A 14992-nucleotide genomic window follows, 5' to 3' on the forward strand; every position below is an offset into this window, starting at 1 on the left:
CACATGAATACACAACCCTTGCGTGTCGGCATCGGCGGCCCGGTGGGTTCCGGCAAGACCGCCCTGACGCTGGCGCTGTGCCTGGCCCTGCGCGATCGCTATAACCTGGCCGTGGTGACCAACGACATCTACACCCGTGAAGACGCCGACTTCCTGGTGCGCAACCAGGCCCTGGCGCCGGAACGCATCATTGGTGTGGAAACCGGGGGCTGCCCGCACACGGCAATTCGTGAAGACGCCTCGATCAACCTGGAAGCAGTGGATCAACTCAACCGCCGGTTTCCGGGCCTTGACCTGATTTTGGTGGAGTCCGGCGGTGACAACCTGTCGGCGACGTTCAGCCCGGAGCTGTCGGACCTGACGATCTATGTGATCGATGTGTCTGCCGGCGACAAGCTGCCGCGCAAGGGTGGGCCCGGTATTTGCAAATCCGACCTGCTGGTCATCAACAAGATCGACCTGGCGCCGCTGGTGGGCGCCTCGCTGGAATTGATGAACAGCGACACCCAACGCATGCGCAACGGTAAGCCCTTTGTGTTCAGTAACCAGAAAACCGGCGTCGGCCTGGATGAAATCGTCGCCTTTATTGAACGTCAGGGCCTGCTGACCGCCGCCTGATCTCACCCTAAAAAAGGAGCCTGTCCATGGGCCTCAACAAACTTCTCGCAACCGCCGCCCTGCTGCTCGCCCCCGCCCTCGCCTTCGCTCACCCCGGGCATGGGGACAATGGGCTGGTGGCAGGCATCAGCCACCCATTGGGCGGTATCGATCACTTACTGGCCATGGTCGCGGTCGGCCTCTGGGCGGCGCAGCAAAAAGGTAACGCGCGCTGGGCGCTGCCTTGCACCTTTGTCGGCGTTATGTTGATTGGCGGTCTTTTGGGCTTTGAAGGCCTGCAATTGCCGGCGCTTGAGAGCGGGATTGCCGCGTCGGTGCTGGCGCTGGGCCTGGCAGTGGCACTGGCGGTGCGGCCGCCGTTGTTCGTGGCAGTCGGTGTCACGGCATTGTTCGCGCTGTTTCACGGCGTGGCGCATGGATTGGAGCTGCCGGACATGTCCAGCCCGTGGGCCTATGCGGCCGGTTTCGTGGGCGCAACGGCAATGTTGCATGCGGCTGGGTATGCGGTGGTGCGTTTCCTGCCGACGGCGGCTGCACCGTTGGTGCGGGTAGCAGGTGCGGCTTCGGCGGCGACTGGGGTTTGGTTGCTGGCGGGCTGATTTTCAGCGCTGCTGAGGGCCTCTTCGCGAGCAAGCCCGCTCCCACATTTAACCGCGTCCTCCGATTGGAATGCGGTCGAATGTGGGCGCGGGCTTGCTCGCGAAAGCGGTCTCAAAACCAACATCTATCCCAAGCCTGCTACCATGCGCGCCTACACCCCTGCCGTGACGACGCCAGCCGATGCCCATCGCTCCAAACTCCGCCTCCCAGCCTTCATTGAATGCCGTGCTCACGCACTTCCATGACCTGATCGTGCCGCTGTGGCAGGGCCCGGGCTGGAATGCCGAGTTGGCGTTGCCGTATGAGGCTCTGGACGCTAATCACACGCCATTGCCCCCGCAGCGCTACCGCGCCATGGCCTGTGCCCGGCAGCTGTACCTGTTTGCCAGCCTGATCGGCAAGCCCGGTTCGGCCTTCGCCGAAGAGCGCGCGGCGGCGCTGTTTCGTTCCCTGCAACGGCACTTCCATGACGCCGAGCACGGTGGCTGGTTCTACAGCATCGACGCCCACGGCAAGCCGCTGGACAAGCGCAAAGACCTCTACACCCACGCCTTCATCATCTTCGCCTGCGCCCACTACTGGGCCAAAGTGCGTGAGCCGCTGGTGGAGTCGGTGCTCGATGCGGCCCTGGAAGTGGTCGCCGAACGCTTCGCCACCGGCGACGGCCTGTACGAAGCAGTATTGGAACGCAACTGGTCGTCCCTCAAGTCCGGCCCCCTGCAAAACCCACTGATGCACCTCGCCGAAGGCTTCCTCGCCACGCTGGCCGTGCGTGAGGACGCCATTACGCAAGATGCGCTGCTGGACCTTGCTAGCGCGATGCAGAAGCACTTCATCGACCGCCAGCACGGCGTGATGATGGAGAAACCGCTGGGCGCTGTGGATAACTGGTTTGAGCCAGGCCACCAGTTCGAATGGTTCTTTTTGCTGGAATCGTCAGACGTACTGCGCAGCACACCGTTGCATGCGTCGCTGACGCGGGCGTTTGCCTACGCCGAGCTCAAGGGTGTGGATAAACTCAGCGGTGCGGTCAGCGGCATGCTCGCCCTGGATGGCAGCGTGCGCGACGGCACTCAGCGAATCTGGGCCCAGGCTGAATACCTGCGCGCACTGACCTTGCGACCGGGCAGTGAAGCGGTGCTGCAACGCCAATTGCTGGCGCTGCAACAGCACTTCCTGCATGACAAAGGCTGGCACGAATGCCTGGACGCCAAGGGCGCCGTGAGCCGACGGGATATGCCGTCGACCACGCCGTATCATTTGGCGACCTGCTATCAAGGCCTGATCCAGCATCTCGGCTGATTTTCAGGGCCTCATCGCAGGCAAGCCAGCTCCCACATTCGACCGCATTCCAACGGTAGGACGCGGTTAAATGTGGGAGCGGGCTTGCTCGCGAAAGCCTCCCCTCGGTCTAACTGACTGTCACGCAATCCACTTGCGATCCCCGGTAAAACTGATCGTCAGCCAGCGCGCCGCATCCGGCGTGCCGAGCCCTGTGGATATTTCTTCACGCAGCCCATCGAGGGTCGCGACGTTATACACCGGGTAGTTGGCCGGCAATACCACATGAATCTCGATAAACCGCGCCCGCCCGTGTTTTTGCACGTAGGACACATAGTCGTCGAAACCATGCTTGGCCTGGGCCGCGTCCATGACCTCGCGCACCTTGTCGTCCAAGTGGTCCGGGGCAATCCCCAGCACTTCGCGCAACGCCGGGCGCAGGATCTTGAACGCCGGCGCCAGCATGCTCAGGGCCAGCAGGATCAGAATCAGCGGATCGACATACACCGCCCACTCGCCATAGCCCTGAGACTTGAGCAACAGCGCGGCGAGAAAGCTGATCAGCAAACCCACCGAGAGCATCGCGTCCACCATCCAACTGATGTTGTCGAACTGGATCAGTGAGGATTTGAGTGTGCGATTTCGATAGCGCACGTAAAAGAAGTAGGCAAATTCGACGACGGTAAACACCGCCGCATAAATGATCACCAGTCCCAACTCGATTTCGCGCCCGCCATTGATAATGCCGAACACGCCGTTGAGAAACGCGTAGATGGCGATCAACAACAGAAAGCTGCCTTCGATCAGCAACACCATGGGTTCCAGGTGCCAATAGCCGAACTGGAAGCGCTCGTTGCTTTTCTTGGCGATCAGCTTGGCCGTGATCAGCATCAACACCTTGATGGCGGTGGCGATCAGCGAGAAAAAGCCGTCGAATAGAATGGATTGGGCGCCAGAAATAACACCCGTGACAATCCCGGCGATCGCTACGGCGAACATCAGGATGGTCGATTGTTTGAGCAGTGCCTGCTCACCTCGGTTACTCACATTTCCTCCTGTCAAAACCTTTAAACCGCACAGTGCGGAGGGGTTTTCAGGGGTGGAGTGTACCTTATGTCGTGTTTTGGCCGATTTGACGCCATCGCAGGCAAGCCCGCTCCCACATTTTGACCGTGTGAACCCGATCAAATGTGGGAGCTGGCTTGCCTGCGATGGACGCGACGCGGTCTTAAGCCTTACTTGGCCCCACGCTCAATCGCAAACCCAGCCCAGGTCTGGCTCACCGGCATCAACTCAAGACGGTTGATGTTGACGTGCGCCGGGGTGTTGAGCACCCAGAAGATGGTGTCGGCGATGTCCTGCGGCTGGATCGGCTCGGCACCGGCGTAGGTGGCGTCGTAACGCGCCTGGTCACCGCCGAAGCGCACCAGCGAGAACTCGCTCTCGCACAGGCCTGGCTCGATGTTGGTCACACGCACGCCGGTGCCTTGCAAGTCGCAACGCAGGTTCAGCGAAAACTGCTTCACGAACGCTTTGGAGCCGCCATACACGTGGCTGCCCGGGTACGGATAGCTGCCGGCGATGGAACCCAGGTTGATGATCCCGGCGCCACGGCCGTGGGCGATCAAGCGCGGCAACAGCAGGCTGGTGGTGGTCAGCAGGCCTTTGATGTTGGTGTCGACCATGGTTTCCCAATCGTCGAGGCTGCATTTGGGCGCAGGGTCAGTGCCCACCGCCAGGCCGGCGTTGTTGATCAGGCCGCGCAGTTTGGCGAATGAGGGCGGCAAGTTGGCGATGGCGTCTTCCATGCCCTTGCGGTCACGCACGTCCACGACCAGGCCGTGCACTTCAGTCTGCTTGGAAAGCTCTTCAACCAATGCATTCAGACGGTCGGCACGACGGCCGGTGAGCACCAGTTTCCAGCCGGCGTCGGCAAAACGACGGGCGCAGGCTTCGCCGAAGCCTGAGGTTGCGCCAGTAATAAACAGCGTGTCGGACATGGTGTTCTCCTTGCGAGCATCGGAAAAAAGTTGCCAGCAGAATGCCCTTACGCCGTCGTCGCGGCAACCGCTAAGCGCACAACTTCATCTACAGCTGATCAATTTTTAACCACTCACATCTAACCCATATAAACCGGGCCCTGCAGCCACATGCGCGCAGGTTATCCACAACTGCGCCCACAGTCTTTGGGGGCAAGTGCAAAACGGCTCAAGCCGCTGTGTGCAAGGCTTACAGGCAGTTTTAGAAAGTTTTTTGCTTGACCTTGGACGGGGCGTATGTAGGCCCATGCACAGAGGGAAAATTCGAACGATGGCTCCAGGCCAGTCATTCCGGCCTCTGCGGCCGTCTTTCCAGAGTTTAGTCACAGACTTATCCACAGGCTGGAGGGACATTTTTCGGTCATATACCTGTGTCTTTAAACAGGTTGACAAAACCCTTGGCCGGTCACGAAAAACCTGCTGATCAGAAAACAACCACCACGCTGCAGGCCACGCAGTTAAAGGCTTTCAGCCAGCTACTCCCACGTTACCCACAGCCGGTTCCACAGCGAATGGGGACAAGTCAAAACTGTGACAAAACAGGGATTTGCGGCGGCTATATGTCGCGCTTTAGAGGGTGGCTGGATTTGTTTTCCACAATTTCCAGAACGGTCTGTGGATAGCACAAAAAAGAATGTGAGAGCGGCTTTATGGGGGAGTTGGCTTGCCTGCGATGCAGACTCCTCGTCCGTTCGGGCAAACGCAAAACAACTGTGGGAGCGGGCTTGCTCGCGAATGCGGAGGGTCAGTCAAACCATCTGAAACTGACACACTGCATTCGCGAGCAAGCCCGCTCCCACAGGGGGACTTGCGCCAAAATTTAAATCAGTGCCCGCCCAGGTAGGCGTTACGCACTTCCTCATTCACCAGCAACTCCTTGCCGGTGCCGGTCAGGCGAATCTCGCCGTTAACCATCACATACGCACGGTCCGACAAGCGCAATGCATGGTTGGCGTTCTGTTCCACCAGGAAGATGGTCATCCCGGTGGCTGCCAGCTCGCGCAGGGTGGCGAAGATCTGCTTCACCACAATCGGTGCCAGGCCCAGGCTTGGCTCATCCAGCAGCAACAGCTTGGGCCGGCTCATCAGCGCACGGGCAATGGCGAGCATTTGCTGCTCACCACCAGACATGGTCATCGCCCGCTGGGTACGCCGCTCCTTGAGCCGGGGGAACAGCTCAAACATGCGCTGCATGTCTTCCTGGGCGAATTTATCGCCAATCGGGATGGTGCCCATCAGCAGGTTTTCCTCGACGGTCATGTCGGGGAACACCCGCCGCCCTTCCGGCGACTGCGCAATGCCGTTGGAGGCGATGTAATGGGACGACTTGTGGGTAATGTCGACACCGTTGTAGATGATCTGCCCCGACTCGGCCCGTGGCTGGCCGAAGATCGACATCAGCAGCGTGGATTTACCCGCGCCGTTGGAGCCGATCAGGCTGACGGTTTCGCCTTCGTTAATGTGCAGCGAGACTTTTTTCAGAGCCTGGATCGGGCCGTAAAACACGTCCAGGTCCTTCATTTCGAGGATAGGCCCGTTCATACAAGCTCCTCTTCGTCTGCGCCCAGGTAGGCGGCAATCACTTTTGGATCATTACGGATCGCTTCCGGGCCACCCTCGGCGATGACGTTGCCGTGGTCGAGCACCACGATGTGGTCGGAAATACTCATTACCATGCCCATGTCGTGTTCGATCAGCACCACCGTGAGGTCGTGTTCGTCGCGCAGCAGGCGAATCATCGCGCTGAGCGCTTCGGTTTCCTGCGGGTTGAGGCCCGCTGCCGGTTCGTCCAGGCAAATGATCTGCGGCCGGGTGCACATGGCCCGGGCGATTTCCAGGCGACGCTGCTGGCCGTAGGAAAGCTCACCGGCCAGGCGGTTGGCGCAGTCCACCAGGTCGACCACTTCCAGCCAGTAGAACGCGTGGTCGAGGGCGTCGCTTTCGGCCTTGCGATAGCCTTTGGTGTTGAGGATGCCCGCGAGCATGTTGCGGTTGACCCACATGTGCTGGGCCACCAGCAGGTTTTCCAGCACCGACATTTCCTTGAACAGGCGAATGTTCTGGAAGGTCCGCGCCAAGCCGGCGCGGTTCACCAGGTGGGTGCCGCCGAACATCTTGTAGTACACGCGGCTGAGGAAGCTTTTCGGCGACACGAAGTCCACCGCTTTAAACCGCTCACCGAGCAGCTGGATCACGTTGGTCTGCTTGCCCCGCACGTTGAGTTCGATCTTGCCGCCACTGGCTTTGTAGAAGCCGGTGAGGCAGTTGAACACAGTGGTCTTGCCGGCGCCGTTGGGGCCGATCAGGGCGAAGATCGAATTGCGTTCGACCTTGAGGCTCACATCGCTCAAGGCCTTGATGCCACCGAAGTGCATCATCAGATGTTCCACGGACAGAACGACTTCCTTGCTCATGGCGCCACTCCTTTACGTGGGGTCACACCGGTTCGGCTGATTCGAATCAGGCCGCGCGGTCGCCAGATCATCATCACCACCATCAACACGCCAAACAGCAGCACGCGGTACTCCGAGAAGCTGCGCAGCAGTTCCGGCGCCACCGTCAACACGAACGCCGCGATCACCACACCGACGGTCGAACCCATGCCGCCCAACACCACGATGGCCAGGATCAGCGCCGACTCGAAGAAGGTAAACGACGATGGGTTGACGAAGCCCTGGTAGCTGGCGAAGAACACCCCGGCCAGACCGGCCGTGGACGCACCGATGGTGAACGCCGACAGCTTGACCAGTACGTGGTTCAGGCCCATGGAACGGCAGGCGATTTCATCTTCGCGCAAGGCTTCCCAGGCGCGGCCGACCGGCATGCGGGTCAGGCGATGCTTGATATACAGCACGGCCAGCACCACCAGGAACAGCACGATGTAGATGAACATGAACTTGATGTTGGGGTTGTAATCGATGCCGAAGAACTCATGGAACGGAATCCCGCCATCCTTCGCTTTACGCCCGAATTCCAGGCCGAGGAAGGTCGGCGAAGGCACCGGCATGCCGTTCGGCCCACCGGTAAACGACAGCCAGTTGTTGAGCACCAGTCGAATGATTTCACCGAAGCCCAAGGTCACGATGGCCAGGTAGTCACCGTGCATTCGCAGCACCGGGAACCCGAGTATGCACCCCGCCAGCGCCGCACAGATTGCGGCCAAGGGCAGCACCGTCCAAAAGCCCAGGCCGAGGTATTGATAACCCAATGCCAGGCCGTAGGCACCGATGGCGTAGAACGCCACATAACCCAGGTCCAGAAGACCGGCCAGGCCCACCACGATGTTCAGGCCCAGGCCGAGCAACACGTAGATCAGCCCGAGGATAACCACGGTCAGCAGGTACTTGTTGGCGAAGATCGGGAACACGATGGCGATCACGATCAGTGCCGGGATGATCCAGCGCAGCCGCGACTTGTAGTCCGGCGGCAGCACATGCACGCCGGAGCCACTGCTCTCGAAGCCCTGCAAAATCTTCAGGCCCTTGGGGGTTTGCAGGAACAGGCTCATGGCAAAGCGGCCGACCATCACGATGGCGACCAGGACCGCCACACGGGCCGGTTGCAGGTTGAAGCTGTAGCCGTCGAGGACCACGCCGACGATCGGACCGAACACGATCAACGAAATCAGCCCGGCAAGGACCGTATCGACGACACTTTTCTTGATATCGATAGATTTGGCAGCAGACATGTTTACACCTTCGCCACGAGCGGACGACCAAGCAGGCCCTGAGGACGGAAAATCAGAATCACCACCAGCAGGGAGAAACTGAACACGTCTTTGTAGTCAGAGTTGATCAACCCCGAGAACAGCGACTCGGAGATACCCAGGATGATCCCGCCGAGCATGGCCCCAGGCAGGGAACCGATGCCGCCGAGTACCGCTGCGGTAAACGCCTTGATGCCGATGATGAAGCCGGCGTAGAAGTCGAACGTGCCGTAATTCAGGGTAATCAACACGCCGGCCAGGGCCGCCATGGCTGCACCGATCACGAATACGTAGGAGATCACCCGGTCGGTGTTGATACCGAGGATCGACGCCATCTTGCGGTCTTGCTGGGTGGCACGGCACATGCGGCCGAGCTTGGTGTATTTGATGATGTAGGTCAGCAGCCCCATGCCGAGAAACGCGGCCACCAGGATGAACACCTTGGTGTAGGTCAACTGCACGAACCCGCTGCCGATATCGACACGCCAGGCGCCGGCCAGCAGGGTGGGAATACCTTGTTGTTTCGCGCCCTGAGCAATCTGGGCGTAGTTCTGCAGGATCAGCGAGATACCGATGGCGCTGATCAGCGGTGCCAGTCGGGTGGAGTTGCGCAGCGGTTTGTAGGCGACACGCTCGATGACCCACCCGTAAACGCCGGTGACGACGACGGTGAAGACCAGGGTGCCAAGAATGAGCAGCGGGAAGGATTCGATGCCGAAGTAAGCCAGCAGTGCCAGACTGATCGCCGCGAGGTAAGCGGAAATCATATAAACCTCGCCGTGGGCGAAGTTGATCATGCCAATGATGCCATAGACCATTGTGTAGCCGATAGCGATCAGGCCATAGACCGACCCGAGGGTCAGGCCGTTGACCAGTTGCTGCAGGAAGATACCATCCATAACGCAATCTCACGCGGTGAGAACCTGCACACCGGTGGGTGTGCGGCCCTTCTGGAGGAAAAGACAGACTTGATGCCTGACACGATGGGACGGGCAACCACGCCCCCTGCGGGAACCGGGCTTGCCGGCGATGACGGACTGACAACCAACACCTGTGTTGAATGTGCAACCGCTATCGCAGGCAAGCCAGCTCCCACAGGGGATCTAGGCGCTTAAACGATCGTGTTTATTCTTACTTCTGCTTTTCCAGCTGGTGGTATTTGCCGTCTTTGTCCCACTGGTAAACCACGTAGTCGGAGATTTTCAGGTCGCCCTTGGCGTCCCAGGTCTTCTCGCCCATAACGGTTTTAACCGGGTGAGCTTTCAGCCACTTGGCTGCATCTTCGCCTTTGTCGGACTTGGCACCGTTGAAGCCGGCTGCCAGGGCCTGGATCGAAGCGTAGGCGTACAGGGTGTAGCCTTCAGGCTCGGTGCCGTTTTTGCGGAACTCTTCCACCACGGTCTTGCTGTCCGGCAGCAGGCGCGGGTCAGCGCCGAAGGTCATGTACACGCCATCGACGTATTGCTTGCCCCCAGCGGTCGCGACCAGTTCGTCGGTCACGATGCCGTCATCGGACATGAACTTGACGTCTTTGAGGCCGGCTTCACGAATCTGGCGAACCAGTGGACCGGCTTCCGGGTGCAGGCCGCCGAAATAAACCACGTCAGCACCGGTGGAGCGGATTTTGGTGACCAGGGCGCTGAAGTCTTTCTCGCCACGGGTCAGGCCTTCTTCCAGCACCGGCTTCACGCCGCGCTTGGTCAACTGGGCAGCGGTAGCGTCAGCCAGGCCTTTGCCGTAGGTGTCTTTGTCGTTGATAACAGCGACCTTCTTGCCCTTGAGCACGTCGACGATGTAGTCGCCGGCGACGATGCCTTGCTGGTCATCACGGCCGCACATGCGGAACACTGCCGACAGGCCGCGCTCGGTGACGGTCGGGTTGGTGGAGCCTGGGGTGATCATGATGATGCCAGCATCGGCATACACCTCGGAGGCAGGAATGGTGTTGGAGGAGCAGAAGTGCCCGACCACGCCGATCACTTTGTCCTGGTCTGCCAGGCGGTTAGCCACCGCTACAGCCTGCTTTGGCTCACAGGCGTCGTCGCCGGCCACCAGTTTGATCTGCTCGCCGTTGATCCCGCCGGCCTTGTTGATCACATCGGCTGCCGCTTGGGCACCCTTCATGTACTGCTCACCGAAAGCTGCGTTGGCGCCCGTCATCGGGCCCGCCACGCCAATCTTCACATCAGCTTGAACAAACGTAGAAACACCCAGCGCCGTTGCAATGGCGAGGGCCAGAAAGCCTTTCTTGTAAAACGTCTGGGACATGAGTGGTGCTCCGAGGTTTTTGTTTATTGGCACTACGAATTCAATGCAAACCTTCAACTGAAACTTTCAGAGAAAGCCAAGAGCAAGGCGCGTGCCATTACGTTTTTATTCTTCAAAAAGACACGGTGTCATTGTTATTACAGGCGTTTCGACTCCTTTTGCCAGGACGTGCAACCGTCTAGCATCGGAAGGTGCAACCAATGGACCCAAAAAGTACAACCCTGGCAGGTCGCACCTGCAACCAGGCGGATAAACGGTCGTTCCTGCACCTGTAACAATGTGCGTAACGGAACTGCACATTTACAGTGCGTGATTGCTACGACTTGCACCAATACAGATTAGTAGGCTGCTAAGAAAATGCAGGCTTCTGAGCGGTATTTCGCTGATCAGATCACGATCCGCAGGCATTGCCCGGCGTGATACAGCGAAAATCCTGCTTCATAGAGGCAACTGCGCAGGCCCACCCCGGCCAACGGCTGCATCGGCGCGAAGGGGATCGGTAACGCCTGGGGGTTCTGGTGACATAAGTAGTCGGCAAATGCCTTGCCCACCACGCTGCCGGTGGTCACACCACGCCCGTTATAGCCCGTTACGGCGACCAGGCCCGGCGCCGGCTCGAACAGGCGCATCAAGTGGTCAGGGGTGAAGGCGATACAACCGGTCCAGGTGTATTCCCACTGCACCGATTTGAGGTACGGGAAGTAGTGCTGCTGCACCCGATCAGCCCATGCCTTGAGGAACCACGCCGGTTTCTGGTTACCGTTGCCCAGGCTGCCGAGCAACAGGCGGCCATCAGCATCGCGGCGGATGCTGCTGAGTACCTGACGCGTGTCCCACGAGCCCTGCCCGCCGGGAAGGATCTGCTGGGCGGCGTCATCGGTCAGGGGGGCTGACGCAACCTGGTAGTAGTAGCCGGGGAAGAAATTGCGACGAAGCTCGGTCCACTCACCTTCGGTGTAGGCATTCGAGGCGATCACCACTTGTGCCGCCTGCACTGAGCCCTGGGCGGTCTGCACTGACCAGTGCGCGCCTTGGCGTTCAAGCTGGGTGACCGGGGAATGATCAAACAGTTGGCCGCCAAGGCCGGCGGCGGCATTGGCCAAGCCAGTGGTATACGCCATCGGGTTCAAGGTGCCGGCGCGTCGGTCGAGCAACGCAGCGGCAATTTTTTTAGTGCCCGTGGCCTCTTCGCAGGCCTGGCCGGTGAGCAACTCAACCGGCGCGCCACGGCGTTTCCATTGTGCTTCACGGCTGCGCAAATCCGCCTCGCCACGGGCATTGTGCGCCATGTGCAAGGTGCCCTCGCGGCGCAATTGGCAATCGATGTTGTATTTGTCGATGAGGCTGAACACCAACGATGGCGCCGCGCCCAACATGCGGTTGAGCTGGCTGCCCACCGCTTCGCCGAATCCGGCTTCGATCTCATCCGGGGGAATCCACAGGCCGGCGTTGACCAGCCCGACGTTACGCCCCGAACCTCCATGGCCGGTGCGATGGGCCTCCAGCACGGCGACGCTTTTGCCCTGTTCCAGCAAGTGAATGGCCGCCGACAAACCGGTAATCCCGGCGCCGATCACGCACACATCCACCTTGACCTCGCCCTTGAGCGCGGCGCGATCCGGCCGGCCAGGGGTAAGGTGTTCCCACAAACATGCTTCGCGTAATGGCATTGCCAGACTCCGGAGAGGACCTAACAAACATCTATTTTTTGAATTGTGAACCCAATCAACTGTGGGAGCGGGCTTGCTCGCGAATGCGGTGTGTCAGGTAATAGATTCATCACTGATCCACCGCATTCGCGAGCAAGCCCGCTCCCACATTTTGAGCCACTGCGACTCAAGGAAATCAGTCGAACGTAATACCCTGCGCCAGCGGCAGTTCCAGCGAGTAGTTCACGGTGTTGGTCTGGCGACGCATATACCCGCGCCACGCATCCGAACCCGACTCACGCCCGCCACCGGTCTCTTTCTCACCGCCAAACGCGCCGCCGATTTCCGCGCCGCTCGGGCCGATATTGACGTTGGCAATGCCGCAGTCACTGCCCACCGCCGACATGAACTGCTCGGCTTCACGCACATCGGTGGTAAAGATGCACGAAGACAGGCCTTGCGGCACGGCATTGTTCAGGCGCAGTGCCTCGGCGAAGTCGCTGTAGCCCATGACATACAGAATCGGCGCGAAGGTTTCGGTGCACACCACGTCGCTTTGCTCAGGCATTTCCACAATCGCCGGCGACACGTAGTAGGCATTCGGGAATTTATCTTCCAACTGACGCTTGCCGCCGAACACCCTGCCGCCTTCGCTCAAGGCTTGTTCCAGGGCGTCCTGCATGTTTTCGAAGCCGTGCTTGTCGATCAGCGGGCCGATCAAGTTGCCTTCCAACGGGTGGCCGATGCGCACCTTGGAATAGGCGGCCTTGAGGCGGGTGACGATTTCTTCCTTGACCGACTCATGGGCGATCAGCCGGCGCAGGGTGGTGCAGCGTTGACCGGCAGTGCCGACGGCACTGAACAGGATCGCGCGTACGGCCATATCCAGGTCGGCGCTTGGGCCGAGGATCATCGCGTTGTTGCCGCCCAGCTCGAGAATGCTGCGGGCGAAACGCGCGGCGATTTTCGGCGCCACTTCGCGGCCCATGCGGGTGCTGCCGGTGGCGCTGATCAGGGCGACGCGCGGGTCATCCACCAGTGCAGCGCCGGCGTCGCGGCCGCCGATGATCACTTGGCTGAGGTACTCGGGGGCATCGGTGAATTTCTTCAGCACGCGCTCGAACAACGCCTGGCACGCCAATGCGGTGAGTGGTGTCTTTTCCGACGGTTTCCAGATCACCGCGTTGCCGCACACCAGCGCCAGCGTGGTGTTCCACGCCCATACGGCGACCGGGAAGTTGAAGGCGCTGATCACGCCGACCACGCCCAGCGGGTGCCAGGTTTCACGCATGTGGTGGCCCGGGCGCTCGGAAGCGATGGTCAAGCCGTACAACTGGCGGGACAGACCGACGGCGAAGTCGCAGATGTCGATCATTTCCTGCACTTCACCCAACCCTTCCTGGGTGATTTTGCCGGCTTCCCAGGACACCAGCTCGCCCAGGTCGGCCTTGTATTCGCGCAGCACATCACCAAACTGACGCACCAGCTCGCCGCGACGCGGCGCCGGTACTTTGCGCCAGGCGTCGAATGCATGCTCGGCGCGACTGACCTGTTGCTCCACCTCGGCGGCACCTTCCCAGTGCACACTGCCAATACGGCTGCCATCAATCGGCGAATGCACGGGTTGTTTACCCGACTGGTACAGCGCCGGGTTTACCCCGAGACGGTCAAGCAATGCGGCAACCATGGGTCACTCCTTCAATCTACAAACAAAAAAATTGCGCCGCGGCCCACACGGCGATCCAGACCTTATTTGTAGCTGGCCCAAGACTTGCCAACAAACGACGATTAGGCGAGATATCATTCCGTTTATTCATGCAAAGAATAAAAAGAGGCGTGCCGTGCTGAACAAAAGACATTTGCCCTCGATCACCGCCCTGCAGTGTTTCGAAGCCGCCACCCGCCACCTGAGCTTCACCCGCGCCGCCGAGGAACTGAACCTCACGCAAAGCGCGGTGAGCAAACAGGTCGCCCAGTTGGAAGAATTGCTGCAGCACCTACTGTTTCGCCGGGTGCGCCGCCGCTTGCAGATGACCCCGGCGGGCGATTTGTACCTCGTGGAAGTGCGAAAAATCCTCACACAGGTGGAGATGTCCACCCATTACCTGCGCTCCTACGGCGGCGAAACCGAAGTACTTCGCGTGTCTACGCCCTACACCTTCGGCGCGCGCTGGCTGGTGCCGCGCCTGAAGGGCTGGCGTTTGCGCCACCCGCAAATCCACCTGGACCTGTGCAATGAACAGGAACCGGACGAGTTGCTGCAAGGCAAGGCGGACATGGCGTTCTATTTCGGCCAGGGCTCACGGCCCGGCACGGAAAGCCTGAAACTGTTCAGCGAGGAATTGGTGCCTGTGTGCGCGCCGGAAAGCCTGCCCGCACAGGCATTCACCGACCCCACGCAACTGAGTGACCTGGTGCTGCTGCAAAACGCCTCGCGGCCGCAAGGCTGGCATGACTGGTTCGCCAGCCAGGGCTTTCACACCGAACACAGCTATCACGGGCCGCGTTTCGACACCTTCTATATGTGCATCCGTGCGGCGCAGGTCGGCTGTGGCGTGGCCCTGCTGCCACGTTTCCTGGTGGAAGAAGAACTGGCCGACGGCAAGTTGGTGATTCCTTGGCAGCATGCGTTGCCGAGCCAGGATGCGTATTACCTGGCGTATCCGGAGCATTCGGCGGAAGTGCCCAAGGTGCGCGACTTTGTGAAGTGGATGATGGAGCAGGTTGAACCTGTTTGAGCCGCGTCGCCTGACATGCCGCCTTCGCGAGCAAGCCCGCTCCCACATTGGAATGCATTTCAAGTGTGGGAGCGGGCTTGCTCGCGAAGGCGC

General features: G+C 60.1%; 13 protein-coding genes. 4 read left to right on the forward strand and 9 right to left on the reverse strand.

The features are described 5' to 3' along the window. The first annotated feature begins 3 nt into the window (after window positions 1-3). From ureG to ACLBW8_RS11185, 3 genes are all read left to right on the forward strand, one after another. Complete coding sequence (ureG, locus tag ACLBW8_RS11175) at window positions 4-618, forward strand: urease accessory protein UreG (protein ID WP_017849719.1); 615 nt, start codon at window positions 4-6, stop codon at window positions 616-618. A gap of 26 nt (window positions 619-644) precedes the next feature. After that, window positions 645-1217 carry a HupE/UreJ family protein gene (locus ACLBW8_RS11180; protein WP_447805375.1) on the forward strand — a complete coding sequence of 191 codons (573 nt, stop codon included), beginning with the start codon at window positions 645-647 and terminating at the stop codon, window positions 1215-1217. A 181-nt stretch (window positions 1218-1398) separates the two neighbouring features. Beyond that, window positions 1399-2520 carry an AGE family epimerase/isomerase gene (locus tag ACLBW8_RS11185; RefSeq protein ID WP_447805376.1) on the forward strand — a complete coding sequence of 374 codons (1122 nt, stop codon included), beginning with the start codon at window positions 1399-1401 and terminating at the stop codon, window positions 2518-2520. Between the two features lie 120 nt (window positions 2521-2640). Here ACLBW8_RS11185 and ACLBW8_RS11190 read toward each other — a convergent pair whose 3' ends face one another. From ACLBW8_RS11190 to amaB, 9 genes are all read right to left on the reverse strand, one after another. Continuing rightward, the gene (locus tag ACLBW8_RS11190) at window positions 2641-3546 is read right to left on the reverse strand and encodes a cation diffusion facilitator family transporter (RefSeq protein ID WP_447805377.1); all 906 of its coding nucleotides are present in this window, start codon (window positions 3544-3546) and stop codon (window positions 2641-2643) included. Window positions 3547-3734: 188 nt separating this feature from the next. Then, complete coding sequence (locus ACLBW8_RS11195; protein WP_064450434.1) at window positions 3735-4499, reverse strand: SDR family oxidoreductase; 765 nt, start codon at window positions 4497-4499, stop codon at window positions 3735-3737. Between the two features lie 864 nt (window positions 4500-5363). After that, on the reverse strand, window positions 5364-6080 hold the full coding sequence (locus ACLBW8_RS11200) for an ABC transporter ATP-binding protein (protein WP_064450433.1): 717 nt from the start codon (window positions 6078-6080) through the stop codon (window positions 5364-5366). Then, on the reverse strand, window positions 6077-6952 hold the full coding sequence (locus tag ACLBW8_RS11205; RefSeq protein ID WP_064450432.1) for an ABC transporter ATP-binding protein: 876 nt from the start codon (window positions 6950-6952) through the stop codon (window positions 6077-6079). The genes ACLBW8_RS11200 and ACLBW8_RS11205 overlap by 4 nt, the downstream gene beginning before the upstream one ends. After that, complete coding sequence (gene livM / locus ACLBW8_RS11210; protein ID WP_064450431.1) at window positions 6949-8226, reverse strand: high-affinity branched-chain amino acid ABC transporter permease LivM; 1278 nt, start codon at window positions 8224-8226, stop codon at window positions 6949-6951. Before livM ends, ACLBW8_RS11205 begins: the two co-directional genes overlap by 4 nt. A gap of 2 nt (window positions 8227-8228) precedes the next feature. Next, complete coding sequence (locus tag ACLBW8_RS11215) at window positions 8229-9143, reverse strand: ABC transporter permease subunit (RefSeq protein ID WP_064450430.1); 915 nt, start codon at window positions 9141-9143, stop codon at window positions 8229-8231. Between the two features lie 232 nt (window positions 9144-9375). After that, window positions 9376-10512: a branched-chain amino acid ABC transporter substrate-binding protein gene (locus ACLBW8_RS11220; RefSeq protein WP_064450429.1), complete on the reverse strand. Its 1137-nt coding sequence runs from the start codon at window positions 10510-10512 to the stop codon at window positions 9376-9378. A gap of 386 nt (window positions 10513-10898) precedes the next feature. After that, window positions 10899-12182 (reverse strand): L-pipecolate oxidase, encoded by a 1284-nt coding sequence (gene amaA, locus ACLBW8_RS11225; RefSeq protein WP_128588737.1) that lies wholly within the window; start codon window positions 12180-12182, stop codon window positions 10899-10901. A gap of 175 nt (window positions 12183-12357) precedes the next feature. Next, window positions 12358-13848 (reverse strand): L-piperidine-6-carboxylate dehydrogenase, encoded by a 1491-nt coding sequence (amaB, locus tag ACLBW8_RS11230; protein ID WP_447805378.1) that lies wholly within the window; start codon window positions 13846-13848, stop codon window positions 12358-12360. 154 nt (window positions 13849-14002) lie between these two features. Here amaB and ACLBW8_RS11235 point away from each other — a divergent pair, with 154 nt between their 5' ends. Next, entirely contained in the window at window positions 14003-14899 is an 897-nt protein-coding gene (locus ACLBW8_RS11235; protein WP_262666884.1) for a LysR family transcriptional regulator, read from the forward strand. Window positions 14900-14992 lie beyond the last annotated feature (93 nt).

This window comes from Pseudomonas sp. M5A4_2d, assembly GCF_053345295.1.